The organism is Polaromonas sp. CT11-55 (assembly GCF_047303325.1).
Lineage (GTDB): Bacteria > Pseudomonadota > Gammaproteobacteria > Burkholderiales > Burkholderiaceae_C > Polaromonas.
This window is the reverse complement of record NZ_JBKBEX010000010.1, coordinates 112,755-137,224: the sequence shown is the minus strand read 5'-3', so window position 1 is coordinate 137,224 and position 24,470 is coordinate 112,755. Positions and strand designations below refer to the sequence as shown.

Genomic DNA, 24,470 nt, shown 5'->3' with positions numbered 1-24,470 from the left:
ATTACCGTGTCCGCCACCATGCTGCACAGGCGCCCGCCCTCAGGCTTTCACCATGCCCGGCAATAGCATGCTGTGCCCCCGCGCCGGCATGCCGGTAAACGCAAAATCCACTTCCGGCACGCGCCCGCTCACAATGTCGGCAATCGCCGCGCCCGAGCCGCAGGCATGCGTCCAGCCCAGCGTGCCGTGGCCGGTGTTGAGGAACAGATTGCGGGTTTTGCTTTTGCCGATGTAGGGCACGTTGCTGGGCGTGGCCGGGCGCAGGCCGGTCCAGAACTGCGCGCCTTCGCCGTCCGTCATTTCCGGGAACAGCTGCTTCACGCGGCGGACTATGGCCTGGCAGCGCACCAGGTTCAGCTCGGTGTTGTAGCCATTGAGTTCCGCCGTGCCCGCGATGCGCAGGCGATTGCCCAGGCGCGAGAACACCAGCTTGTACTCATCGTCCGTCAGGCTCACCTGGTAAGAGGCCGCCTCGTTGATCACCGGCAGCGTCACCGAATAACCCTTGGCCGGGTAGATGCGCAGGCTTTGCCCCAGCTTTTTGGCCCAGGGTGCGCTGAAGGCGCCCAGGCACATCACATAGGCGTCGGCCTTGAGCGTTTCAATGCGCCCGCCCGCCTCGCCGCTGCCCCTGGCGACCTGTACACCGTCCAGCTGGCCGCCGCTGGCCTGCACATCGAGGATGGTGGTGTTGTAGAGAAACTTCACGCCGGCCTGTTCGCAGCGCGCCGCCAGTGCGGTGGTAAAGGCCTGGGCGTCGCCCGACTCGTCGCTGGGCGTCATACTGCCGCCCACGATGCTGCCGCGGCACTGCGCCAGCGCGGGCTCTATGGCTACGCATTCATCGGCGGTTTTCATGTCGAGCTCGCAGCCGTGCTCGCGCATGATGCGCGCCGGCTCCTGCGCGGCGTCGTACTCGGCCTGGCTGGTGTAGAAATGCAGAATGCCTTGGGTCTTCGCGTCGTACTGCAAGCCCAGGTCAGCCCGCAGCTTTTGCAGCGCACCGCGGCTGTACATGCCCAGGTTCACGATCTGCCGTATGTTTTGCGCGGTGCGAGCCGGCGTGCAGTTGCGCAAAAACTCCAGGCCCCACAGCCACTGGTTCACATCGGCGCGCAGCCGGAACAACAGCGGCGCGTCCTCGCGCGCCAGCCACTGCAGCACCTTGAGCGGCGCGCCCGGGTTGGCCCAGGGCTCCGCATGGCTGACGGAAATCTGCCCGCCGTTGGCAAAACTGGTTTCCATCGCGGCCGCGCCGCGCCGTTCGATGACTGTGACTTCGTGTCCGCGCTGCGCCAGATACCAGGCCGTCGTGACCCCCGTGACACCCGCACCCAAAACCATGACTTTCATGGCAATTCCTTTTATTCAAGCAGAAATGGCAGTTGCGCAAGCGCCATGCAATGCCTTGAGGGGTGCTTGAATCCGGGAAGAATCATGGCAACCGCCAAGCCATCAGATGCTTGCGGCCGCTTCCACTGTCCTTGTTACCTGAGAGATTCAGCCGCGGCTTACGCTTGGGCTTTGCTCCTTCGGTGCGCCGCACCTTGCATGCGGCGTCTCTCCAGACGGCTGTGTGTTTCCGGGCAGTACGGGACCTGAGCGATTATGGAAGTTTGCGCCTTCGGTGGCTGCCTTGCGGCAGCGCTCTCCTGCTTGAACGGTTTGAATTTACCACCTAAGCCTTGTTTGCCAAGGGCCCAGGGGGCATTAGTACAGGTCCAGCGGGGTGATTTGGCGGCTTAATAGTAGCCAGGGTGCATGCGGGAGCCTCAGCCTTCGCACACCGACCGCACAAAGGCCGCCTTGGCCTCGGTATAGGCCTCGCGGTCGGCCGGGTGTTTGGCCGCCAGCTCGGCCTTGAGCGCCGCATAGTGCCAGGCCAGCGCGGCGTCCGCGCGCAGCGCATCCCGAAATTGCAGGCGCTGCGCCCACACCGGGCCGTCGTGCATCACCAGGTGCAGGTGGTGGGTGCGGTGGCCGTCGGCCCAGCGCATCAGCCACTGGCGGTCCGCCAGCGTCGCGTTGAATTCGGCCGAAGCCGTGTAACCCTGCGCGCACAGCGGCGCCACCAGCGCCCTGGCCGCCGCCATGGAGGCTACGCCGCCCAGGATGTCGATGATCGGCTTGGCCGCCAGCCCCGGCACCGCCGTGCTGCCCATGTGTTCAATCGAGATGAAGTCGCCAGGAAACAGCGCCAGCAGCCGCTCCCGCTCGGCCTCAAACATCGCGGGCCAGTGCGGGTCGTAAGCCCGCAGCGCCACCTCCTCGTGGATGGCGGCCTGCAGCGACTCGGCGTCCGTCATGAAATCAACCGCTCAGCGCAGCGTCACCACGGCCCGGCGCGCCAGCACCAGGCGCTCGTCCAGGTAGGCGCCGTAAAAATCCGGAATGGCGGCACCCACCAGCGGCTCGGCCAGCGCCTGCCCCTGCGGGCCCAAAAACAGCACCGTGGGCGTAAAAGTCGCTTTGGCGGCCTTGGTCCACGCGGCCGCCGTGGTGGGCTTGCCGTCAAAACCCGTCAGCGGTGCGCGGTTGTCGGTCACATTGAGCTGCCAGGCCTGAAGGCCGCTTTCCTGGCGCGCCGGCAGCAGGTAGTTGCGCCGCACCAGCTCGCAATAAGGGCAGCCGGGCAGGCTGACCAGCAGCACCAGCGGCTCGCCGCGCGCGGCGGCCAGCCCGGCCGCCTCGGGCAGCGAGGCCGGCACCGGCAGGGCGCTGTCCTTGGCTTGGGCCTGCAGCGGCCAGGCCAGGCTGCCCGCCAGCGCGGCCGTGAAGCCGCGGCGGCCCAGCGCCTTCATTCAGCGCACTCCAGCAGGATGCGCGCCAGCGCCGCGGGCTCGGTGACCATGGGGTCGTGGCCGGTGGCCAGCTCCAGCACACGCGAATTCGGCAGCCAGGCGCCGCCCCAGAAATTCGAGTCGCGCGCGCGCAGCCGGCTGGGCGTGATGGTCGCCAGCGCCGGCGTGGTGCAGCTCACAAAAGTGCGCGGCACAGCCGCCACGCGCTGCACATCAAAATCCAGCGGCGCCTGGTAGGTGTTGCCCGGGTGCGGCGTCTGCCGGCGCTGCACCCAGTCGTGGTCGGCGCCCGCCAGGCCGTACACCTCGGGGTCAGGCGGCGGAAAGCTGAAGCAGGGCGATGCCTGCGCCGCCACCATGCGCTTTTGCTGCGTGGCCGCATCGTGCGTGCTGCTCCAGCTTTCGCCCGGCTGCGGCAGCACCGCATCCACATACACCAGGTGCTTGAGGCGCCCGCCCATGCGGTCGGCCACCGCCGTGCCTATCATCCCGGCGTAGGAATGCACCGCCAGCGTCACCTCGTGCAGCTCCTCGGCTTCAATCAGGTTGATCACGTCGTTGATGTGGGTATCCAGGTTGATCGCGGGCGACAGCAGGTGCGCCCGCTCGCCCAGGCCCGTCAGCGTCACCGCAAAGGCCTTGTGGTGGTCCAGCTGCAGCACCTGCGCCACACGCCGCCAGCACCAGCCGCCGTGCCATGCGCCATGCACCAGAACAAAATTGTGTTTCATCGCATCACCTCTTTGTGTTTCAGGCAAATTCCTCGCCGAACAGCAGCGACCAGGCATTGCGGTAGGCGACCTGGTGCCGGACCTCCTCCGGCAGCTGCTGCAAAAAATAGCGGTGCTTCTGGTCGTAGGACACCATGCGGTCCATGCGGTCACCACCCAGGTCCAGCGCCGACAAAAATCGTTTCGGGTGGGCGACGATCAAATCGCGCCACTCGCGCGCCAGCCCGCCGTCGCTGCCCCAGACCCGCGCATGCCGCTGGTTGCTCAGCGGGTAGACCGAGGCCGAGTCGCCAAACGCCGTGTCGAACTGCAGGTTGGGAAATCGCCGTATCAGGCCGTCCACATAGGCAGCGTTGTAGCGCGTGGCCCGCTCGATGTAGCGGACCTGCGCCAGGTGGCACCAGACCACTTTGGCCTTGGGGTACTGGGCCAGCATGGCCTCCAGCGGCGCCAGCAGGCCGTCCTCGATTTCATAGTGGATCTGGAAGGCGACACCGGTTTTTTCGCTGAGCGCGAAGACGCGGTGCCCCACCGGGCCGTCGATCGGCACGCTGACATCGCGGTCATCCCCCGAGCCGTGCTTGACCTGCCGCGGCGAAGGGTAGTGGCGGAACTCGTATTCGCCCAGGCACATGATCTGCCGCTTCGCGATGGCCGCCTCCTGCCCGTCCATGAACTCGGTGGGCGCCTCCGTCAGCGCCGGCGGCTGGCCGCCGTTGCCCACGGGGACAAAGCGGTCCGGGTAGGCCGCGACCAGTTTTTCCGACAACGTGTGAAAGCGCACGCCCTTCTTGAACTCGCCCTGGCCTATGTCGGCCGACAGCGCCATCAGGCCGATGTTGAGCCTGTCCATATTCCCGGCCACAAAATCGATGTCCAGCTTGCCCGGGTTGCAGGAGCTTTCGATGTCCACATAAGGGAGTTCGCGCGCCGCCAGGATTTTCTTGAGGCGCTGGGCATAGCCGCCCTTCAGCACACCAAAGTCGGCCATGCCCTGGGCACGGCCCAGGCCGGGCAGGGCAGCGCCCAGGGGCAGGCCCAGCATGGCCTGGATGACACGGCGTCGAATCACCATCATGTGAAGTGCTCTTGTGAGTGGGGTTTAAATCGTCTTGCCGCCCTTTAACTCCGACAGCTTCGCGTCGGAATAGTTCAGCAGCTCGCGCAGCACCTCCTCGGTGTGCTGGCCCAGCAGCGGCGGCGGCAAATCTGTGCGCACCGGCGTCGCGCTCAGGCGTATCGGGCTGGAGACCAGCTTCAGGTCCTGCTTCACCGGATGCTGCCACTCGGTCACCATGCCGCGCGCCGCGATCTGCGGGTCGGCAAACACCTCGGCCAGGTTGTTGATCGCGCCGCAAGGCACTTTGGCCGCCTCCAGCGCCGCCAGCCAGTCGGCCTTGCCGCGCGTCTTCATCACGGCCTCCAGGATGGGCACCAGCTTGGCACGGTTCTGCACCCGGTTGCGGTTCGTGGCAAACAGCGGGTTGGTCGCGAGCTCAGGGATATTGGCCACCGCGCAGAACTTCGCATACTGCGAGTCATTGCCCACCGCCAGGATCAAATGGTCCTTGCTGCCGTCAGCGGCCGGCGCCACTTCAAACACCTGGTAGGGCACGATGTTCTGGTGCGCATTGCCGGCCCGGCCCGGCGCCTTGCCGCTGACCAAATAGTTGGCGCCCAGGTTGGCCAGCATGGCCACCTGCGTGTCCAGCAGCGCCATGTCCACCTGCTGGCCTTCGCCGGTCTTTTCGGCATGGCGCAGCGCGGCAAGAATCGCCACCGTCGCATACATGCCCGTCATCAAATCGGCCACCGCCACGCCCACCTTTTGCGGCCCGCCGCCCAGGTCGTCGCGCTCACCCGTCACACTCATCAGCCCGCCCATGCCCTGGATCGCGTAGTCATAACCCGCACGCTCGGCATAAGGCCCGTTCTGCCCAAAACCCGTGACCGAGCAATACACAAGCCGCGGGTTGATGGCCTTGAGCGAGGCGTAATCCAGGCCGTAACGCGCCATGTCGCCCACCTTGAAGTTCTCGACAAACACATCGCAATGCGCGGCCAACTCCCGCACCAGCGCCTGGCCCGCGGGCTGGGCAATGTCGCAGGTGACAGAGCGCTTGTTGCGGTTGGTGCCCAGGTAATAAGCCGCCTCGGTGTCTGCGCCATCGGCATCCTTCAAGAAGGGCGGTCCCCAGGTCCGCGTGTCGTCGCCCGTGCCCGGCCGTTCAATCTTGATCACATCGGCCCCCAGGTCGGCCAAAGTCTGGGTGCACCAGGGGCCCGCGAGTACGCGGGAGAGGTCGAGGATGCGGATACCGGATAGGGAGTTCATGGGGGCATTTTGCCTTTACACCGGGTTGATGTAGGCTGTCGCGTCACGAAAAATCTCAAAAAACCAAGGCCGTGTTATGCGGCGGTTTTGCGAGATGCATCAAAAAGTTAGACCTCGTCATGCGTGAAATGCCACTCCATCCACTTCATCGTTCGATTCGGCGTTTCTGGAATCCCGTCGAGAGCCGTTACTGGACATATGAACGTCCATCAGTCATTGAGGCAATATGCGGTCAGTGTGAAGCGCCCTACCTGTTCAATCCTGACCCTGTTCCCACCCACCAATATGACCCTGAGGTCGGCGGCTATACAGTTCTTAAAGGTGAAATTTGCGGCCCAATAGCAGGTCGCGGCGCATGTGGGAAGTGCGGGAAAGTTGCAACATCACTCACATGGCCAGAGGCCGCGTACATCAAAATTAAAGTTGCGGAAGGTATTCTTTGGTCCTGGAATACTGAGCAACTTGTGGTTATTCGAGCTCATGTTGCCGGCGACAAAGCCGTGCTGCGCAAAATGCTCATGAATGACTGGCGCCTATCAAGAACAATTGGGCGAATTCCCACGTTCGCCATTCTTAAGCGCAATCGTTTCAAAATCCTCAGCTCAATTGACCGGTATCTCAGAAAGCGAACTGCCTGACTCGATCTAACACGATAGTCGAGAGGTTCACCACAAGCGGGCAACACTTTTCATGATGAAGAAGACCATCCCAGCCGCTAGCCCTGATGCATACGTCGCCGCCTTGTCCGGCTGGCAACGTGTGGCGGTTGAGCAGTTGCGAGCGGCAGTGGTGGGCAGTGCCACGCTGGACGAAGCCATCAAATGGGGCCACCTGGTTTATCTATCGGATGGCCCTGTGCTGCTGATTCGCGCTGAAGAAAATCGCGTGCTGTTCGGCTTCTGGCGAGGGCAACGCCTTCGCGAGATGGACCCACTGCTCAAACCCGGCGGCAAGTATGAAATGGCGACCAGAGAGTTTCATGAGGGAGATAAGGTCAATGCCGCCTTGTCGCGCCGGCTCGCCAAAGAGGCGGTGCGGCTCAACCGGGCGCTTGGCGACCCCACGAAACTCTAGTAAGAGGGTTGCATGTTCAGCCCAGACCGCAGCCATCAAGTTGGTCGCGGGTCTTGCGGCATACACTGCGGGAGAACATGAACCAGCTTTCGATCATTCGAGCAACTGCCGCCGTGCTCTTTGCGGCGGGTCTTTGGGGTCTGTCGGCGCCCGCCCATGCACTTTCCTGTATGGGTTTCGAAGACCGGTTCTTTGTGCAGTGCTCCAACGGAACCTGCACGACGAAGTTTCGGGCGAGGGATGTTCCCGCGCCCGGAGCTTGTGCGCGGCGCATCGTGGTCGAGGATGTGCCCTCCGACGTAGCGGAAATCTTGTTGCATCGGCTCTCGAATGAACTGGGCTCTGGTACTTACGAAGCCACGCTTGTCCATCGCTACTACGCAGACCCTCCGGTGAGCGCGCAAGAACTCTCCCGGGCATTTGCCGCGGACGAGTTCACGGCACCGCGTGTACGTGTCGGCCGACTTGCAGTCGGTTCAAGCCTGGACCAGCTTCGTGAGGATTGGGTTCGGCGCGCCTGGTGGTCGCTGTGGGCGCTGTTCACGCATTGGGCTTTTGACGTCGCTGTTGTTGCTGGCGGTATGTACGTCTTGTATCGGACAACAGCCATCTTCCTCCAACGTTTGCGGCTGGCGCGTCCCGCTTCGCTCGCCGGCCCAATGGCCCTTCAGGCGGGCCTTTTTGTCCTGGCGATTGTCTGCCTGGGATTTATAGCCGGGCCTGTTTTGCTGAGCTTGATGGTTCTTGTGATTCCAGTCCTTTGGGTCTATGAGCTAGGCGCGTATCTCTGGGCGCGCCATCGATCAAGAAGTGCAAATGAGTTCTTTTAGGGCTGCTCAGCAGCATCAATAAGCCTTGTGCGGCAAAAACTTCCCCGACAAGATCACATTGACCCTATCGCCCTTGGGATCGGGATGGCGCACGATGTCCGTGCTGAAGTCAATCGCACCCAGCCCAGACCTCAGCATCAAGCCATGAAAAAACTCATCACCTGCGCCTTTGCCGCATTGGCCGTGCAGATTGCAGTAGCAGCGGCGGCCGACCAGCCCATTTCCCTGGACACCGCCCATGGCCGGATCGCGGGTTCGCTGATGCTGCCGGCGGGCAGCGAAAAAAAGATCCCGCTTGTGCTGATCATCTCAGGCTCGGGCCCCACAGACCGTGACGGCAACAGCGCGGGTGTTCAAGGAAAAAACGACAGCCTCAAGATGCTGGCCCAGTCCCTGGCAGATGCGGGCTTTGCCTCGGTCCGCTATGACAAGCGCGGTGTGGGTGCGAGTGCTGCGGCGATGGGCCGGGAGGCCGATCTGCGGCTGGACAATTTTGTGGAAGACGCGGCCGCATGGATAGACCTGCTGGCCAGCGATGCGCGCTTTTCAGGCGTTGCCGTGGTAGGCCACAGCGAGGGCTCCCTGATCGGCATGCTCGCCGCGCAAGGGCGGGACGTCAGCGCATTTGTTTCCATTGCCGGCGCGGCCCAGGGCGCAGCCGCCATCCTGCGGCAGCAGCTGGCACCCCAATTGCCTGCGGACCTGGCCGAGCGCAACGAGGCCATCCTGTCCTCGCTGGAGAGGGGCGAGGCGGTCGGCGATGTGCCTGCGGCCTTGGCCGCTTTGTACCGGCCCAGCGTCCAGCCCTATCTGATCTCCTGGTTCAAACGCATTCCTGCGCTGGAGATTAAACAGCTCCGCGTGCCGTGCCTGATCCTGCAAGGCGACACCGATATCCAGGTTTCCATCGCGCAAGCCATGGCGCTGGGCACGGCGAAGCCGGATGCCGAACTGCGCATCATCCAGGGCATGAACCATGTGCTCAAGCAGGTTCCCCTGGACCCGGCGCGGCAGATCGCCTCTTATGGCGACCCGGCTTTGCCGATTGCGCCCGGCTTGAGCAAGAGCCTGGTGCGCTTTCTCTCCGCACACCGGCAGCGTTAATAAGATCAATACGTCTTGTACGGCAAAAACTTCCCCGACAACACCACATTGACCCTATCCCCCTTGGGATCAGGCTCACGCACGATGTCCATGCTGAAGTCAATCGCGCTCATGATGCCGTCGCCGAACTCCTCGTGGATCAGTTCCTTGATCGTCGTGCCGTAGACACTCACGATTTCATACCAGCGGTAGATCAGCGGGTCGGTCGGTACGGGCGTGGGCAGCGAGCCCTTGTAGGGCACAACCTGCAGCCATTTTTGTTCTTCGACCGTCAGGCCGAATATCTTGCCAATCACTTTCGCCTGCTTGGCGTCGAAGGTCATCTGGCCCAGGCAACCTGCGGTGACCCACTCTTTGCTAAGACCGACTTTTTTGGCGACGGACTCCCAGGTGATGCCTTTGCTGACTTTGACGGTAATGATTTTTTCGGTGATGTCGTTGCGGTTCATGGTTTGGCTCCTGTGTTGGGATGCCATAGCAAGCCTCATGCCCTGGCTTGTGCCTCCCTCGCGTACATCGCATGGATTGAATGCGCCAAGGCGGTGCAAAAATCCTGTAAAGCGTCGTGCCCGGCTGAAGCTGGTGCATGAATCCCTGTAAAGTCCAAGGCATGCTTACGATTTGCAGCAACTCCGGGCGCCTGCTGTTGCGACCGGCGGCGGCCTTGCTTTTGGCCGCGCTCGCGGCCTGCAGCCCCACCCTGAACTGGCGCGAAGTGCGGCCCGAGGGTACGCGCCTGGCGCTGCTGCTGCCTTGCAAACCCGACAAGGCGCAAAAAACCGTGCCCCTGGGCGGGCCGGCGACGCCGCTGTCCATGCTGGGCTGTGACGCCGGCGGCGCGACCTTTGCCGTGGCGGTGGCGCAGCTGGGCGATGCGTCCCAGGCCGAGCCGGTGTTGGCGCAATGGCAAAGCCTGACGCTGGCAAACATGAAGGCCGGGTCCCCTCAGGTGTCGCCGCTCAAGGTTTCCGGCAGCGCCGCCGTGCTGGTCAAGGCCCAGGGCAGTCGCCCCGACGGTGCGGTGGTCGAGGGGCAGGCCGCTTATTTCGCCCAGGGCGCGCAAATCTTCCAGGTGGTGCTGTATGCGGACCGTATCGCGCCCGAGGTGGCCGAGACCTTTTTCTCCAGCCTGAAATTCGAATGACGACTGCCGAAACCTCCTTGTCCGCCGCTCGCAATGTATCGGCCGCGCCGTCCGAACCCGGCCGGCTGGATGCCTGGACCGGCGCCATCGTGTTCCTGGCCTTTGCCGCGGCCTACTTTTGTTCGGCGCTGGTGCGGGCCATCACGGCCACCTTGTCGCCCGTGCTGACGCAGGATTTTTCGCTGCATGCGCGTGACCTGGGGCTGCTGGCCGGCGGTTATTTCCTGGGTTTTGCGGCCACGCAGCTGCCGCTGGGCACCTGGCTGGACCGTCATGGGCCCAAGCGTGTGATCCTGGGTTTTTTAAGCATTGCCGTGCTGGGTTGCCTGGCGTTTTCGCTGGCCACGAGTTTTGCATGGCTGCTGGCGGCGCGCGTGCTGGTGGGCATGGGCGTGAGCGCCTGCCTGATGGCGCCGCTCACCGGCTACCGCCGCTGGTTCGAGCCGGGCACGGTGCTGCGCGCCAATTCCTGGATGCTGATGACGGGCTCGCTGGGCATGCTGGCCTCCACCTTGCCGGTGCAGTGGCTGATGCCGGTGACGGGCTGGCGGCCGCTGTTCTGGATCCTCGCGGCCATGATTGTGCTGTCCATGGCCGCCATCGCCTGGGTGGCACCGGCCTGGAGGCTGAACCATCCCACAGCGCCAGCGCCAGTCGGCGAGTCGGGTTACGCGCCCATCTGGCGCAGCCGCTATTTCCGCAAGATGACGCCCATGGCCTTCTTCAACTACGGCGGGCTGGTTGCGGTGCAGACCTTGTGGGCCGGGCCCTGGATGGTGAAGGTCGCGGGCTACACGCCGCTTGAGGCCGCGACCGGCCTCTTCTATATCAATGCCACCATGCTGCTGACCTTCTGGAGCTGGGGCATGGTCAATCCCTGGCTGTCGCGCCAGGGCTGGTCGGCGACCCGGCTGATCACCTGGGGTGTGCCGGTGAGCATCGCGGTGCTGGCCTTCAACATCGCGGCCGGCGCGTCCACCGGCTGGCTGGGCTGGGCGCTGTTCTGCATGGGCTGCAGCGTGATGGGCCTGGCGCAGCCGGCGGTGGGCATGGCCTTCAAGCCTTCGCTGGCGGGGCGGGCGCTGTCGGCCTACAACCTCATGATTTTTGCCGGCGTGTTTGTCGTGCAGTGGGGCATAGGCCTGCTGATCGACGTGTTCGCCGCCCTGGGCCTGGGCACGCTGGCGAGCTTCCAGGCGGCCATGGGGGTGTTATTGTGTTGTTGTATCGCCTCATATGGGTATTTCCTCAGTGTGCGCGCCGATAATTCAGTGGAACCCGAAAACCCATGAACGGCATCTTCATCATCGCCCACGCCCCGCTGGCCTCCGCCTTGCGCCAGTGCGTGCTGCATGTCTTCCCCGACAACGCGCCCGGCGTCGCCGCGCTGGACGTGCAGCCGAACATGCCGCCCGAGGAAACCCTGGCCCAGGCCCGCATCATGCTGGCCCAGCTGGGCACCTCGCATGCGCTGGTGCTGGCCGACGTTTTCGGGGCCACGCCCTGCAATGTGGCGCAAAAACTCGTCGACGGCGTTCATTCCAAACTCATTACCGGCATCAACCTGCCCATGCTGCTGCGCACCGTGTCCTACCGGCACGAGTCGCTCGACGCCCTGGTGGCGCGCGCCCTCGTCGGGGCCACGCAGGGCGTGATGCAAGTCGCCATTACCGCACCGCAAAACCAGGTGCGCCGAAACCATGATCAAGACCAGCACGAACATCAGCAATAAGCTGGGCCTGCACGCCCGCGCCTCCGCCAAGCTCACCAAACTCGCCGGCAGCTTCGGCTGCGAAGTCTGGATGAGCAAGGGCGAGCGCCGCGTCAATGCCAAAAGCATCATGGGCGTCATGATGCTGGCTGCCGGCCTGGGCAGCACCGTCGAGGTCGAGACCAACGGCAATGACGAGCAGGCCGCGATGGAGGCCATACTGGCCTTGATCGCCGATAAATTCGGCGAAGGAGAGTGAAGTGACTTTCTCCGTCCACGGTCTTGCCGTTTCGCGTGGCATCGCGATAGGCCGTGCCGTGCTCGTGGCGTCCAGCCGCGCCGACGTGGCGCACTATTTCATCGAGGACGACAAGACGGCCGATGAGATCACGCGGGTGCGGATTTCGCGCAACGCGGTGATGGAGGAAATCACACGCCTGCAGCAGGACCTGCCCAAGGACGCGCCGCACGAGCTGGCCGCCCTGCTGGACGTGCACCTGATGCTGCTGCAGGACGAGCAGTTGATCAGCGGCGTCAAGCACTGGATCGTCGATCGCCACTACAACGCCGAGTGGGCGCTGACCACGCAGTACGAAATCATCGCGCGCCAGTTCGACGACATGGAGGACGAGTACCTGCGCGAGCGCAAGGCCGACCTCGAGCAGGTGGTCGAGCGCATCCTGCGCCACATGAAGGGCGTGGCCTCGCCGGTGCAGCCGGCCGCCCAGGCGGGCGCGGGCCGCAAGCTCTCGCAGCAGGACCTGCTGCTGGACGACACCACCGACGTGCCGCTGGTGCTGGTGGCGCACGACCTGTCGCCGGCCGACATGCTGCAGTTCAAGCAAAGCCTGTTCGCGGGTTTTGCCACCGACGTGGGCGGCAAGACCTCGCACACGGCCATCGTGGCGCGCAGCATGGACATCCCGGCGGTGGTGGGCGCGCGCAGCGCCAGCCAGCTGATCAAGCAGGACGACTGGGTCATCATCGACGGCGACGCCGGCGTGCTGATCGTCGACCCCTCGCCCATCATCCTGGCCGAGTACGGCTTCAAGCAGCGCCAGGGCGAGCTTGAGCGCCAGCGCCTGAACCGGCTGAAAAACACGCCTTCGCTGACCATTGACGGGCAGCGCGTGGAGCTGCTGGCCAACATTGAAATGCCCGAGGACACCCTGGGCGCGGTGACGGCCGGCGCGGTCGGCGTCGGGCTGTTTCGCAGCGAATTTCTGTTCATGGGGCGCAGCGGCAAGCTGCCCGACGAGGAAGAGCAGTACCAGGCCTACCGCAAGGCGATTGAAGGCATGCACGGCCTGCCGGTGACCATACGCACAGTGGACATAGGCTCGGACAAGCCGCTGGACCGCCATGCCAAGGCCCAGGACACCCATTTGAACCCGGCGCTGGGCCTGCGCGCCATACGCTGGAGCCTGGCGGACCCGCCCATGTTCCTCACGCAGCTGCGCGCCATCCTGCGCGCGGCCGCGCACGGCCAGGTCAACCTGCTGGTGCCCATGCTGGCGCACGCCACGGAAATCCGCCAGACCATGTCGCTGATCGACCATGCGCGCGCGACGCTGGACAACAACGGCACGCCCTACGGCCCGGTGCGCCTGGGCGCGATGATTGAAATCCCGGCGGCCGCGCTCACGCTCAAGCTCTTCCTGAAGTACTTCGACTTTTTGTCGATAGGCACCAACGACCTGATCCAGTACACGCTGGCAATCGACCGCGCCGACGAGGCGGTTTCGCACCTCTACGATCCTTGCCACCCGGCGGTGCTGCGGCTGATCGCCGACACCATTGCCGAGTGCGATGCCCAGGGCAAGGGCGTGAGCGTCTGCGGTGAGATGGCCGGCGACGTGGGCATGACACGCTTGCTGCTGGGCCTGGGCCTGCGCAGCTTTTCCATGCATCCCTCGCAAATCCTGGCGGTCAAGCAGCAGATCCTGCGCGCCGACGCCTCCAAGCTGCAGCCCTGGGCCGAACAGGTACTGGCCAGCGAGGACCCGGCCGCGCTGCTGCAGTCCGCCTGAGCGTTCAGGCGCCCCAGTTCTTTCCGGTCACCAGCCGCCAGGCATTGCCATAGGCGATCTTGTGGCGCGCGGCTTCGCTGAGCGGCGCCAGGATCAGGTTGCGCTGCCGGCCCATGGCGGTCCGGTACATGGATTCGACCGGCGGCCGGTAGTCGCTGGCCGCCACAAAGCGCTCGGGAAATTTCTCCAGCAAGGCTTGCCATTCGCTGCCCAGGCGCCCGCCCTGGAACAGGGTGGAGTCGCGCGCGCCCGAGGGGCGGTAAATGTTTTCGGGGCGCGGTACCGCCAGGTCGAAATGCAGGCCGGGAAAGCGTGTGATCAGCGAGGCCACATAAGCGGGGTTGTAGTTTTTGGCGCGCTCCGGGTAACGGACCATGCCCAGGTGGCACCAGATGACCTGCGCCTTGGGGTAGCGCGCCAGCATGCCTTCCAGCACCGGGAGCAGGGTGTCTTCGATCTCGTAGTGGATCTGGAAGGCCGTCCCAGTGTCCTCGCTGAGCTGGAACAGGGCCTGGCCCGCGGGCCCGTCCAGTGGCACGGTGATGTCGCGGGCGAAGTTGCGGGCTTCCACCTGCTCGGGAGAGGGGTAGTGGCGAAACTCGTACTCCCCCATGGTGTGGTAGCGGCCGGTTTTCAGGTCGCCGGCCACCTTGCTCACAAAGGCGTCGGGATTGTTCCACCAGCGCGGGAACTCGCCGCTGCTGGTCGTGGGGATGAAATAGCCGGGGTACTGGCGGTGCAGCTCCAGCGAGGGCTCGGAGTCCGGCGAAAAGGCCGGCGCAAAAGCGATCTGCGCAATGTCGGTCTCGTCCATCCAGGCCATGATCTGGGGGATGTTGGTGGTGCCGGCCACATAGGTGGCTTCCATGTCGATGAGGGGCAGGCGGCCCTTGTCGAGCATGCCCTGCAGCCGTTGCCGCCAGGCTTCGATGGAGGCGGCGCGCGCGGCCGGGTCGGCGGCGCTTGCGGGAAAAGGCTGTGAAAAAACCGGCAGGCTCAAGGCGGCCAGCGCGGCGGCCGGTGCTGCCGCGGCGCGCTGCAGAAAACGTCGACGATCCATGTGTTTGAGCCCTCCTCGGGGCCCCCCGGCCCTTGTTCTCGCTGCCTATCTTAGGGGAAGACCCCCGCCGAAACAAAGCGAAACATGCCGCAACCGGCGCGAAAACACCGCCGCGCCCGGCGCGGGCACCATGAAGAACCTCAACACCTCCCGCAAGGCTCTTCATGAAACACCGCATCAAAAAAACCCTGCTCGGCCTGTTTGGCGGGGCACTCATCATCGGCAGCCTGGGCGCCTGCTCGCACGGCGGCCACGGCTGGCACGGCTGGCACGGTGACCCGGGCTCGCCCGAAGCGCGCGCCCGCATGGTCGAAAAAATCGGCGAGCGCCTGGACCTGGACGCCGCGCAGAAACAGAAACTCGCCGTGCTGGCCGACAAGCTGCAGGCCCAGCGCACCGCCCTGCGCGGTGCCACCGAGCCGCGCGAGGCCTTTCGCGGCCTGTTTGCCGGCAACAAGCTGGACCAGGCCGGCGCCAAAAAGCTGATTGACGAAAAAACCGCGGCCCTGCAGTCCGGCAGCCCCGAGGTGATCGCCGCCGCGGCTGACTTCTTTGACAACCTGCGTCCCGAGCAGCAGCAGAAAGTGCGCGACTTCATGGAGCGCGGCCGCCGCTGGGGTTACCGTGGCTGAGGCGCTGGTCTTTCTGCCCGGCCGCGTGGCGCGGCCCGTGCGCCGCGAGGCGGCGGCGGCGGCGGTGCCCGGCAGCGCCAATGGCGGCGTGCGCCTGCTGTTGCGCGCCGAAGGCTTGATGGTGCTGGCCGCCTCGGTGGCGGCTTATGCCCAGTTCGGCGCGGGCTGGGGCTGGTTCGCGGCACTGTTCCTGCTGCCCGACCTGTCCTTCGCGGCTTACCTGGCCGGGCCGCGCTGGGGTGCGTTGGCCTACAACGCGGCGCATTCCTATCTAGGTGCCGTGGGCCTGCTGGTCGTTGGCGTGCTCGGTGGCTCACCCCTGTTGCTGGCCACGGCGCTGGTCTGGTGCGCGCATATCGGCTTTGACCGCTTGCTCGGCTACGGCCTCAAATACGGCGCGGGTTTTGGCCATACCCACCTGGGCCGGCTGGGGCCGCAGGACCCATGGTGATGGCCGCCCGGGCTGCGCGCACGCTGCGCGGCTTTCTAATGCTGGAAGCCGGCCTGCTGGGCGCGGCCTCCGCGGTGCATTCCGGCCTGCTGCTGCAAGGCCATGCCCACGGCCAGGCCCGCATCGCCGAAGCGGTGATTGCCGCCGTGCTGCTGGCGGCCTGGGTTCTGAGCTTCGCGCTGCCGGCTCGCACACGCAAGCTGGCGCTGCTGGGCCAGGGCTTCGCGCTGCTCGGCACGCTGGTGGGCCTGTTCACCATTGCCGTGGGCATAGGGCCGCGGTCGGCACCCGACCTGGTGTTTCACTTCGCGCTGGTCGCCTTGCTGCTGGCGGGGCTGTATTTCGCGCGCCGCGTCGCCTGAGGGCGGACCGCGATTTCTCCCTATGATGGTTGCATGCCCCGCATACTCCTGATCGACGACGACGAGCACCTGGCCGCGCCGCTGGCCGCCTACTTCGCTCGTTTTGACTTTGCGCTGGACAGCGCCCTGCGCCCCGGCGAAGGCCTGGCCAAACTGCGCGCCGGCACTTACGACGCGGCCATCCTGGACGTCATGCTGCCCGAGATGGACGGCTTCGCGCTTTGCCGCGAGATTCGCAAGGAAAGCGACATCCCGGTCATCATGCTGACCGCGCGCGGCGACGTGATGGACCGCGTGGTCGGCCTGGAGCTGGGCGCCGACGACTACCTGCCCAAGCCCTTTGAGCCGCGCGAGCTGGTGGCGCGCGTGCAGACGATTTTGCGGCGCCAGCGCGCCGTGGCGCCGGCTGCGCCGCGCCGCGTGTTCGAGGGCCTGGCGATCAACCTGGAAACCCGCGAGGTGCTGCGCCTGGGCGAAAAGGTCGAGTTGACAGGCACCGAGTTCGAACTGCTGGCGCTGCTGGCGGCCGACCCGGGCAAGGTCTTTAACCGCGACGACATCCTGAACCGCCTGCGCGGCCACGAGGCCGAGCTGTACACGCGCGCCGTCGACATCGTGGTGAGCCGGCTGCGCAAAAAACTCGAGCCGCTGGACTGCATCAAGACGCTGCGCAACGCCGGCTACACGCTGGCGGTGGGCAAGCCGGGCGCGCCATGAGGCGCAAGCACTGCCGCCCTTCGCGGCCTGAGCGCTGGCGCCGCCGCTGGGGGCATTCGCTGCGCCTGCGCCTGATCACGGTCTTCCTGCTGCTGGCGCTGGCCATGGGCGCGGTCTTCATGAGCGGCATGCAGCGCGCGTTTTCCAGCGGCTGGCGCGACGCGGCCAGGCCCCTGGTCAGCGACTACATGGACAGGCTGGTGGCCGATCTCGGCTCTCCACCCGACCTGGGCCGCGCGCAGGCGCTGGCGGCGCGGCTGCCGATCTCGATACGCATAGAGGGGCCGCAGGTCAACTGGCAGTCGCACCCGGACCGGCAGTTCTTCGGCGGCCGCGCCAGCGAGTGGCTTAGCCGCACCACGGCCGACGGCCACAAGGTGGTATTCGGCCCCGGCACCATTCCCTCGCACGGCATGTTCGGCTGGATCACGCTGTCGCTGCTGCTGTGCCTGCTGGTGGGCGCCTATGCCTATGTGCGGCGCCTGCTGCGCCCGCTAGATGACATACGCGCCGGGGCCGAGCGTTTCGGCCGCGGTGTGTTCGACACACCCATCCCGCTGCGCCGGCGCGACGAGCTCGGCGACCTGGCCGCGCGTGTCAACACCATGGCGCACGACATCAAGGCCATGCTGGACGCCAAGCGCGGGCTGCTGCTGGCGCTCAGCCACGAGCTGCGCTCGCCGCTGACGCGCGCGCGCCTCAATGCCGAGTTGCTGCCGGTGCAGGGTGAAGGCAGCGCGCCGCGCGAGCGCGAGGCGCTGCTGCGCGACCTCGGCGAGATGCGCGACCTGATCAGCGACCTGCTGGAAAGCGAACGCCTGGCCAGCCCGCATGCGGCCCTGCAGCGCGAGACCGTGGACCTGGCCGCGCTGGCGCACGAGGTGGCGGCCGACATGCCGCAGGCGGCCGCCGTGGAGCTGGACCTGGCGCCGGACCTGCCGGCGCTGGCGCTGGACCGCATGCGCGTGCGCCTGCTGCTGCGCAACCTGCTGGACAACGCGCTGCGCTACAGCGCCGGCGCGGCGCAGCCGCCGCGCCTGTCGCTGCAGGCCGGGGACGGCGGCGGCGTGATGCTGGAGGTGCGCGACTTCGGCCCCGGCGTGGACCCGGCGCAGCTGGCGCACCTGACCGAGCCTTTTTTCCGCACAGACGGCGCGCGCCAGCGCGCCACCGGCGGTGTGGGCTTGGGAATGTATCTGTGCCGGCTGGTGGCGCAGGCGCACGGCACGACGCTGGAGGTGCGCAACGCGGCACCGGGGCTGGCGGTGCAGGTGCTGTGGCGCTGAGCTGAAGCTTCGCGCCGGCTTCAGGCCGGCTGGCCGGCACACACCTCGCGCACGCAAGCGCGCAGCCAGCGGTGCGCCGGGTCGGCATCCAGCCGCGGATGCCAGAGCAATGACACGGTGAACTCGGGCGTGGCGACGGGCAGGGCAAAACTCAGCATGCCGGCGCGCAGCTTGCCGGTATGGCGTTCGGGCACGCTGGCGACCAGGTCGGAATCGCCGGCCAGGGCCAGCGCCGCCGAAAAGCTGCCGACGATGGCCGCGACCTCTCTTTGCAGGCCCAGCGGCGCGAGGGCCTCGTCCACCGGCTCGGCGCCCAGGCCGCGCCGTGAGACGGCGATGTGCCGGGCGGCCGCATAACGCGCGGGTGTGATCTCGCCTTCGGCCAGCGGGTGGCCCTGGCGCACCACGCCTATGAAGCGGTCGCGGAACAAGGCCTGCACGCGCAGTTCGGGCGCGGTGGCCTTGCCGATCACGCCGGTTTCCAGGTCGACGTCACCGTCGCGCAGCGGCGCGCTGTCCTTGTCGAGTTTTTGCACAAAACACAGGCGCACGCCGGGCGCTTCCCGGCCTACACGGGCGATCAGCGCGGGGCCGAAGTTCTCCACAAAACCTTCGCGGGTACGCAGTGTGAAGGTGCGCACCAGTTGCTGGAGGTCGAGCTTTTCGGCAGGGCGCAGCACGGCTTCGGCGTGCTGCACCAGTTGGCCGACCTGCTCGCGCAGTTCAATGGCCCGGGGTGTGGGCACCAAGCCGCGCCCGGCCCTGACCAGCAGCGGGTCGCCCGTGGTCTCGCGCAGGCGGGCCAGCGCCCGGCTCATGGCCGAGGGGCTGAGCCGCAAACGCCTGGCCGCACCGGCCACGCTGCTTTCGGCGAGCAGCACGTCAAGCACCACCAGCAGGTTGAAATCAGGCATGGACATGCCCGCACCATAGCGCATTTGCGCCTGACATGGCGTCAAGCGCACGAATAAAGTGCAAATGCTGCGTCTTCCGCTATGCCTGGCAAAAACCTACGCTTGGGACAGCCCGGTTTCGGGCCTTGTCTAACTAAGTAAGTAAGAAAGAAAGCGGAGCCCATGTCCAAGCCAATCCCTACACAACCCGGTGCCGGCGCGGCATCGCCGCCCATGCCGCCCGCGGCTCGCTGGGCGCTGGCCAGCCTGTCGCTGTCCATGCTGCTGTCCGCGCTGGGCACCAGCATCGCCAATGTGGGCCTGCCCACGCTGGCGCAGGCCTTCAATGCCTCTTTTCAGGAGGTGCAATGGATAGTCCTGGCCTACCTGCTGGCCATCACCACCCTGATCGTGGGTGCCGGGCGGCTGGGCGACATCTTCGGGCGGCGGCGCTTGCTGCTGGCCGGCATCAGCCTGTTCACGGCGGCTTCGGTGTTGTGCGCCGCCGCGCCCACGCTGGGGCTGCTGGTCGCGGCCCGCGCGCTGCAGGGCCTGGGCGCCGCCGTGATGATGGCGCTGACCATGGCTTTTGTCGGCGAGACGGTACCCAAGGCCAGGACCGGCAGCGCCATGGGTCTGCTGGGAACCATGTCGGCGGTGGGCACTGCCCTGGGGCCCTCGCTGGGCGGCGTGCTGATCGCCGGCCTGGGCTGGCGGACGCTGTTTTTCGTCAATCTGCCGCTGGGCCTGCTGGCGCTGTTTCTGGCCTGGCGCCACCTGCCGCCGGATCGCGCGGCCGGTGCCGAAAAAACCGGCAAGGCCGGTTTTGATGTGCTGGGCACGCTGCTGCTGGCCCTGGCGCTCGCGGCCTATGCGTTGGCCGTGACCCTGGGGCGCGGCAGCTTCGGCCCGCTCAATATCGCGCTGCTGCTGGCGGCGGCCCTGGGCGCCGGCCTCTTTGTGTTGGCCCAGTCGCGGGTCGCGTCGCCGCTGCTGCGGCTGGCGATGTTCCGCGACCGTGTGCTGAGCGCCAGCCTGGTGATGAATGTGCTGGTCGCCACGGTGATGATGGCGACGCTGGTGGTCGGGCCTTTCTATTTGTCCCGCGCGCTGGGGCTGGGTACGGCCATGGTGGGGCTGGTGCTGTCGGTGGGGCCGGTGATTTCCGCGCTGAGCGGCGTGGTGGCGGGCCGGCTGGTCGACCGCCTGGGCGCGCCGGCCATGGTCGCCGCGGGGCTGGTCGCCATGGTGGCGGGCTCGGCGGCGCTGTCCGTGCTGCCGGGCCTGTTCGGCCTGGCGGGTTATATCGCCGCCATCGCCGTGCTGACGCCGGGCTACCAGCTGTTCCAGGCGGCCAACAACACGGTGGTTATGGTGGATGTTCCGCCGGACCGGCGCGGTGTGGTCTCCGGCCTGCTTAACTTGTCGCGCAACCTGGGCTTGATCACCGGGGCTTCCGTCATGGGCGCGGTGTTCGCTTTTGCCTCGGCGGCCAGCGATATCACGGCGGCCAGCCCTGAAGCGGTGGCGGGCGGCATGCGTATCGCTTTCGTGGTGGCTACTGCGCTGGCCGTTGCCGCACTGACTGTGGCGCTGGGTAGCCGCGCGCCAGGCCGGGCAGCAAAGGTTGCGGCCTGACGCTACCACCTTCACCCGGTGCTTGCCCTTACTATCGTTGTGGGTAACAATAACAAATAGATACAAACCGCCGCAGGTCGGTATCCGGCTCAGAAAAGAGCTGTGACGCTCCCGTGCATGGTGCAGTGCCGGCTTCTGTCGAAGAAATGAAATAGAAAAATGATCAAGCAGGCAAAGTGGATTTTTATCGGTGGCCTCGTCCTTGCATTTGCCAGTGTGTCCGCAGCGACACAACTCAATGAAAGAGCGCCGGGGCGGAGCGAGAGCCCGATTCCCAGCAAGGGGGGCGTAACGGGTTACGAAGGTGAGTCCAGGAACGGCCAGCCGAACGGCAAGGGGCTGCAGAAATTCCCCAATGGGGATAGTTACGAGGGTGAATGGGTCAATGGCAGACGCCAGGGTTTCGGTACCTATCGCTGGGCAAACGGCGTCACGTCCGAAGGAGACTGGTTCGAGGACGAAAGAAGTGGTTTTAACTTTCGTACCGCGCGCGATGGCGAGGTCAATGCGGAATACTTCGTCAACGGCGTCAAGGCGCTGGCATCCGGCGACCTGAGGTCCCTGTCAAGTGGTCCCAATGGATGCAACGGCAAATATGACGGCTGGATACTGCTGGCGGGAGCCTGTACCAAGCAAGGCTTGGTCAAGGGCAAAAACGGAGCCGTTCCCGAACTGAGCCACCGGGAAACCTTTGATCGCCTTCAAATTAACGACAAGCTGGGCGTGCTGACCCTTTTCCGCCAGGGGATCGTCATCGAAGGCCCGCTACGCGAACCATTTGACTTTGTCTCCGCCGCGATCAAGCGGCCAGTGCTGGCTGCGGACGGCAAATCCATTGCGTGGGTGGTCGAGTATTCCGGGCCGATGCGAGGCCTTGCCATGCATGGAACCGGCAAATGCGCATTGCCCGCCGGGGGGCTGGAGGACTGCACGATGAACGAAGGGCAAAGGGTCACTGCGCCGATCGCGACGCCGGCCCCCATGCCGGCCGGTCCCGCAAGCCGTAACGACAGCCGTAACGACAGCCAGGCGCTGCCGACGCAATCGGCTCCAGCGGCCGACAAAAACACCGGCCGTACAGAGTTTGCCGCCTTGCTTGCCGCATGCGACAAAAAAGAGGTCAGAAGCTGCGTAGCTGCCGCCAAAAAAATCCTTGCCAACGAGGCGTTGCCTGACGTGACGGACCCTGATTCCAGGCAGCGGCTTGCGCTCGATGTGCTCGATAAAGCCGTCGCAATCGGCAGCGTCGATGCAATGACTGCCGAATTTGATGTTTTTGATGCGGCGAAGCTGCCATCGCCGATTGCATTTGCATGGCTGCAAAGGCAGACGGGCCTGATCGGCGAGCTTGAAAAAGTTGACGAAGATTCGGCGAAGCTTCGGATCGCGTATCACAACCTGACGACAACCAATCCTTTGAAGATGGTCTTCGGCGCGATAGACGGGCGCATGAATGCCTACTGCAATCAGCTGAGGCTGATAAGGGCCAAGGGTGATTTGCCCGCAACCGACAGCGCCTATGTCGTGAAAGCCCTGGATACGACGTACTGCAAAAAATAGGTCCGGGAACTCACGGCTAAACCCTATCCAACACCATGCAGCATCAAAAAATGCCCGTCTCCCGCTTTGTTTCGGTTGTGGCCGGTTGCCTGTTTTCCACACTGGTCTTCGCCCAGTATGGAAACGCCAACAATGCGCGGCAACAACAAATGCAGCAGCGAGCGGAACAGCAGCGCGAAGCCGAGAGGGAGCGTCAAGCCGAGCTGCAACGCGAGCGCGCCGAGAAACAGCGCGAGGCCGAAAGGGAGCGCCAAGCCGAGCTACAACGCGAGCGCGCCGAGAAGCAGCGCGAAGCCGAGAGAGAGCGCCAGGCCGAACTGCAGCGTGAGCGCGTCGAAAGGCAGCGTGAGGCCGAGAAGGAGCGCCAGGCCGAGGCCCAACGGGAGCGTGCCGAAAAGCAGCGTGAGGCCGAGAGGGAACGTCAGGCTGAACGGCAACGTGACGCACGAAAAGAAAGCCAGGCGGATATGCAGCGCCAGCGTGTCGAGCAGCAGCGTGAAGCGGAAAAGCAGAGCCAGCAACAGCGGGCCGAGCAGCAGCGCGAAGCGGAGAGAACACGCCAGGCCGAGCAGGCGCGCGAGCGTGCTGAAAAGCAGGCAGAGGCGCAGCGCCAGCGTGCTGAACAGCAGCAAGAAGCGGAAAAACAACGCCTGCAGCAGCAACAGCGCGTGGCGCAAGAGCGCGAAGCGGAGAAGGAACGTCAACAGCAGCGCCTGACACAAGCACGTGAAGCGGAGAAAGAACGCCTGGCAGAAAAACTCCGTGCCGCACAGGAGCGTGATGCTGAAAAAGAACGGCATTTGGCCATGCAGCGTCAACAGCTGGAGCAGCAGAACCTGGGGAGATCACAATCCCAGCAACAGCAACAGCAACAGCAACAGCAACAGCAACAGCAACAGCAACAGCAACAGCAACAGCAACAGCAACAGCAGAATGCGCTTGCCCGGCCTGGCGTGCCCCCAGGCGCGACGGGTGCCATAGCGGACCCGAATCGTGTCGGCATTCAGCCCAGTGGCGGGCTGGCGGCACGGCCCCAGCTCTACACGCCGCCGCCGACCTCCGGCCGGCCCCAGGTGGGGTATGGCGACAATGCCTATCGGCCGACCGGGACACCTCCGCGCGATACCTCCAGTGAGGGCACGCCGTCGGTCGCGAACCGCTTGATGCCGCAGGCCTTGCCGTCCGGGCAGGCGTCGAACGATGCCGGCAAGCAGGCCGCAAAGGCATTTGCCGGGTATCAAACGCCGGTGGTCACCATGTCACCATCGCAGCCGAGCTGCCCGCCGGGCTCTTCGCCTGCACGGCACGCCAATGGCACTTACGTCGCCATCCCGCCCACTGCCATTTGCATCAAGGACGAGCAGCACACGCCGGGGCTGGACGATCTTCGGAACCGCAATGGCGAGAATCCTGCTGCTGCGCAGCGCGTGGGCCAGGGATCTACATTGAGCGGCGCCAACCCGGCGTTTACGGATCAGGATCTTTATTGCAACCAGCCCGCCCAGCGGCATAACGGGACCATTGCATGCATAGAGCCGAAATGCCTGCCGGGTCAGGTAAAAAGCAAAGGCCAATGTGTCGCTGCGGCCGTTGTTTGCCCGGCGCCTAACGTGCTTAGCGGCAATCGTTGCGTCGCACCGGCCGCTGCAGGCGGTAACCCCAATGCTTCGGCGAGTGCCGCTGGCGGGTCTGGCTCCGGTTCTGGGTCTGGCTCCAGCTCCGGTTCTGGTTCTGGTTCTGCGGGTGATGGCACGACAAGTGGCCGACCAGGTTCCAGCAATAGGAATCCCGGCCGAGACGCCGCAGGCTGTGTGTCTGACAACAATGGTGTGTTGACCAACAACTGCGGCGCGAAGATTTTCATTATTTATTGTGGCGATCTCAAGTATTCAAGGAAGACATGCGGCAGCGGCCCGAAGGGAGCGTTTTTTACCCATTCAAATAATCTTGATCCGGGTAAGCAGGAGACAATCGGTCAAAAAAATGGTGGGCAATACAGGTGGGCAGCCTGTTACGGCGGCATATCTTTCGGGAACGACGGCGAATATGTCGATACGCCGCAAGGTGGCTATACCTGCCTGGAGCGGTGATGTACCGCACAGGCATTCGAT

At 65.1% G+C, this 24,470-nt stretch carries 26 protein-coding genes, 1 pseudogene and 1 riboswitch; of the genes and pseudogenes, 17 read left to right on the top strand and 10 right to left on the bottom strand.

What is annotated here, in order from left to right:
- Nucleotides 1-39 precede the first annotated feature (39 nt).
- The 6 genes from ACEN8I_RS11995 to ACEN8I_RS11970 all read right to left on the bottom strand — a co-directional run bounded on the left by ACEN8I_RS11995 (nucleotide 40) and on the right by ACEN8I_RS11970 (nucleotide 5,867).
- Nucleotides 40-1,353: a D-amino acid dehydrogenase gene (locus ACEN8I_RS11995; RefSeq protein WP_413328678.1), complete on the bottom strand. Its 1,314-nt coding sequence runs from the start codon at nucleotides 1,351-1,353 to the stop codon at nucleotides 40-42.
- A 116-nt stretch (nucleotides 1,354-1,469) separates the two neighbouring features.
- Nucleotides 1,470-1,578, bottom strand: a riboswitch (glycine riboswitch).
- Nucleotides 1,579-1,772: 194 nt separating this feature from the next.
- A complete protein-coding gene (locus ACEN8I_RS11990; RefSeq protein ID WP_413328676.1) occupies nucleotides 1,773-2,306 on the bottom strand; it encodes a GrpB family protein in 534 nt (177 codons plus the stop codon).
- Nucleotides 2,307-2,318: 12 nt separating this feature from the next.
- The gene (locus tag ACEN8I_RS11985; RefSeq protein ID WP_413328674.1) at nucleotides 2,319-2,801 is read right to left on the bottom strand and encodes a hypothetical protein; all 483 of its coding nucleotides are present in this window, start codon (nucleotides 2,799-2,801) and stop codon (nucleotides 2,319-2,321) included.
- Nucleotides 2,798-3,532 (bottom strand): alpha/beta fold hydrolase, encoded by a 735-nt coding sequence (locus tag ACEN8I_RS11980; protein ID WP_413328672.1) that lies wholly within the window; start codon nucleotides 3,530-3,532, stop codon nucleotides 2,798-2,800. Before ACEN8I_RS11980 ends, ACEN8I_RS11985 begins: the two co-directional genes overlap by 4 nt.
- Nucleotides 3,533-3,551: 19 nt before the next feature.
- Entirely contained in the window at nucleotides 3,552-4,610 is a 1,059-nt protein-coding gene (locus ACEN8I_RS11975; protein WP_413328670.1) for an amidohydrolase family protein, read from the bottom strand.
- Between the two features lie 24 nt (nucleotides 4,611-4,634).
- Entirely contained in the window at nucleotides 4,635-5,867 is a 1,233-nt protein-coding gene (locus tag ACEN8I_RS11970; protein WP_413328668.1) for a CaiB/BaiF CoA transferase family protein, read from the bottom strand.
- Between the two features lie 119 nt (nucleotides 5,868-5,986).
- Here ACEN8I_RS11970 and ACEN8I_RS11965 point away from each other — a divergent pair, with 119 nt between their 5' ends.
- The 3 genes from ACEN8I_RS11965 (at nucleotide 5,987) to ACEN8I_RS11955 (ending at nucleotide 7,771) form a co-directional block, all read left to right on the top strand.
- Entirely contained in the window at nucleotides 5,987-6,505 is a 519-nt protein-coding gene (locus ACEN8I_RS11965; protein WP_413328667.1) for a hypothetical protein, read from the top strand.
- 52 nt (nucleotides 6,506-6,557) lie between these two features.
- Nucleotides 6,558-6,941 (top strand): DUF1801 domain-containing protein, encoded by a 384-nt coding sequence (locus tag ACEN8I_RS11960; protein WP_413328665.1) that lies wholly within the window; start codon nucleotides 6,558-6,560, stop codon nucleotides 6,939-6,941.
- 77 nt (nucleotides 6,942-7,018) lie between these two features.
- A complete protein-coding gene (locus ACEN8I_RS11955) occupies nucleotides 7,019-7,771 on the top strand; it encodes a hypothetical protein (protein ID WP_413328663.1) in 753 nt (250 codons plus the stop codon).
- 15 nt (nucleotides 7,772-7,786) lie between these two features.
- Here ACEN8I_RS11955 and ACEN8I_RS11950 read toward each other — a convergent pair.
- A pseudogene (locus ACEN8I_RS11950) lies at nucleotides 7,787-7,891 on the bottom strand (cyanate hydratase); the annotation flags it as partial.
- A gap of 24 nt (nucleotides 7,892-7,915) precedes the next feature.
- Here ACEN8I_RS11950 and ACEN8I_RS11945 point away from each other — a divergent pair.
- Nucleotides 7,916-8,875 (top strand): alpha/beta hydrolase family protein, encoded by a 960-nt coding sequence (locus tag ACEN8I_RS11945; RefSeq protein ID WP_413328662.1) that lies wholly within the window; start codon nucleotides 7,916-7,918, stop codon nucleotides 8,873-8,875.
- A 5-nt stretch (nucleotides 8,876-8,880) separates the two neighbouring features.
- Here the strand turns inward: ACEN8I_RS11945 and cynS are convergent, their stop codons facing one another.
- Nucleotides 8,881-9,324, bottom strand: coding sequence for a cyanase (cynS, locus tag ACEN8I_RS11940; protein ID WP_413328660.1), 444 nt, complete (start codon nucleotides 9,322-9,324; stop codon nucleotides 8,881-8,883).
- Nucleotides 9,325-9,485: 161 nt separating this feature from the next.
- On the opposite strand from cynS, the gene ACEN8I_RS11935 reads away from it, so the two are divergent.
- The 5 genes from ACEN8I_RS11935 to ptsP are packed head-to-tail and all read left to right on the top strand — an operon-like array spanning nucleotide 9,486 to nucleotide 13,760.
- Nucleotides 9,486-10,019: a hypothetical protein gene (locus tag ACEN8I_RS11935; protein ID WP_413328659.1), complete on the top strand. Its 534-nt coding sequence runs from the start codon at nucleotides 9,486-9,488 to the stop codon at nucleotides 10,017-10,019.
- Entirely contained in the window at nucleotides 10,016-11,311 is a 1,296-nt protein-coding gene (locus ACEN8I_RS11930) for an MFS transporter (RefSeq protein ID WP_413328658.1), read from the top strand. The genes ACEN8I_RS11935 and ACEN8I_RS11930 overlap by 4 nt, the downstream gene beginning before the upstream one ends.
- Nucleotides 11,308-11,751: a PTS sugar transporter subunit IIA gene (locus ACEN8I_RS11925; RefSeq protein WP_007869023.1), complete on the top strand. Its 444-nt coding sequence runs from the start codon at nucleotides 11,308-11,310 to the stop codon at nucleotides 11,749-11,751. The genes ACEN8I_RS11930 and ACEN8I_RS11925 overlap by 4 nt, the downstream gene beginning before the upstream one ends.
- Nucleotides 11,720-11,989, top strand: coding sequence for an HPr family phosphocarrier protein (locus tag ACEN8I_RS11920; protein ID WP_007869021.1), 270 nt, complete (start codon nucleotides 11,720-11,722; stop codon nucleotides 11,987-11,989). The genes ACEN8I_RS11925 and ACEN8I_RS11920 overlap by 32 nt, the downstream gene beginning before the upstream one ends.
- A gap of 1 nt (nucleotide 11,990) precedes the next feature.
- Nucleotides 11,991-13,760: a phosphoenolpyruvate--protein phosphotransferase gene (gene ptsP, locus ACEN8I_RS11915; RefSeq protein WP_413328656.1), complete on the top strand. Its 1,770-nt coding sequence runs from the start codon at nucleotides 11,991-11,993 to the stop codon at nucleotides 13,758-13,760.
- Between the two features lie 4 nt (nucleotides 13,761-13,764).
- Here ptsP and ACEN8I_RS11910 read toward each other — a convergent pair whose 3' ends face one another.
- Nucleotides 13,765-14,820 carry an amidohydrolase family protein gene (locus ACEN8I_RS11910; RefSeq protein ID WP_413328655.1) on the bottom strand — a complete coding sequence of 352 codons (1,056 nt, stop codon included), beginning with the start codon at nucleotides 14,818-14,820 and terminating at the stop codon, nucleotides 13,765-13,767.
- A 164-nt stretch (nucleotides 14,821-14,984) separates the two neighbouring features.
- On the opposite strand from ACEN8I_RS11910, the gene ACEN8I_RS11905 reads away from it, so the two are divergent.
- Genes ACEN8I_RS11905 through ACEN8I_RS11885 form a run of 5 tightly spaced genes read left to right on the top strand, consistent with a single transcriptional unit; the run spans nucleotide 14,985 to nucleotide 18,268 of the window.
- The gene (locus tag ACEN8I_RS11905) at nucleotides 14,985-15,452 is read left to right on the top strand and encodes a Spy/CpxP family protein refolding chaperone (RefSeq protein WP_413328654.1); all 468 of its coding nucleotides are present in this window, start codon (nucleotides 14,985-14,987) and stop codon (nucleotides 15,450-15,452) included.
- A complete protein-coding gene (locus tag ACEN8I_RS11900; protein WP_413328653.1) occupies nucleotides 15,445-15,903 on the top strand; it encodes a DUF4260 domain-containing protein in 459 nt (152 codons plus the stop codon). Before ACEN8I_RS11905 ends, ACEN8I_RS11900 begins: the two co-directional genes overlap by 8 nt.
- On the top strand, nucleotides 15,903-16,265 hold the full coding sequence (locus ACEN8I_RS11895; protein ID WP_413328652.1) for a hypothetical protein: 363 nt from the start codon (nucleotides 15,903-15,905) through the stop codon (nucleotides 16,263-16,265). The genes ACEN8I_RS11900 and ACEN8I_RS11895 overlap by 1 nt, the downstream gene beginning before the upstream one ends.
- 33 nt (nucleotides 16,266-16,298) lie before the next feature.
- A complete protein-coding gene (locus ACEN8I_RS11890) occupies nucleotides 16,299-16,982 on the top strand; it encodes a response regulator transcription factor (protein ID WP_413328651.1) in 684 nt (227 codons plus the stop codon).
- On the top strand, nucleotides 16,979-18,268 hold the full coding sequence (locus tag ACEN8I_RS11885) for a sensor histidine kinase (protein ID WP_413328650.1): 1,290 nt from the start codon (nucleotides 16,979-16,981) through the stop codon (nucleotides 18,266-18,268). Before ACEN8I_RS11890 ends, ACEN8I_RS11885 begins: the two co-directional genes overlap by 4 nt.
- Nucleotides 18,269-18,288: 20 nt before the next feature.
- Here the strand turns inward: ACEN8I_RS11885 and ACEN8I_RS11880 are convergent, their stop codons facing one another.
- On the bottom strand, nucleotides 18,289-19,188 hold the full coding sequence (locus ACEN8I_RS11880) for a LysR family transcriptional regulator (protein ID WP_413328649.1): 900 nt from the start codon (nucleotides 19,186-19,188) through the stop codon (nucleotides 18,289-18,291).
- Nucleotides 19,189-19,344: 156 nt separating this feature from the next.
- Here ACEN8I_RS11880 and ACEN8I_RS11875 point away from each other — a divergent pair, with 156 nt between their 5' ends.
- From ACEN8I_RS11875 to ACEN8I_RS11865, 3 genes are all read left to right on the top strand, one after another.
- On the top strand, nucleotides 19,345-20,799 hold the full coding sequence (locus ACEN8I_RS11875; protein WP_413328648.1) for an MFS transporter: 1,455 nt from the start codon (nucleotides 19,345-19,347) through the stop codon (nucleotides 20,797-20,799).
- A gap of 159 nt (nucleotides 20,800-20,958) precedes the next feature.
- The gene (locus ACEN8I_RS11870; RefSeq protein ID WP_413328647.1) at nucleotides 20,959-22,359 is read left to right on the top strand and encodes a hypothetical protein; all 1,401 of its coding nucleotides are present in this window, start codon (nucleotides 20,959-20,961) and stop codon (nucleotides 22,357-22,359) included.
- A gap of 35 nt (nucleotides 22,360-22,394) precedes the next feature.
- On the top strand, nucleotides 22,395-24,449 hold the full coding sequence (locus tag ACEN8I_RS11865; RefSeq protein WP_413328646.1) for a hypothetical protein: 2,055 nt from the start codon (nucleotides 22,395-22,397) through the stop codon (nucleotides 24,447-24,449).
- Nucleotides 24,450-24,470: the final 21 nt, after the last annotated feature.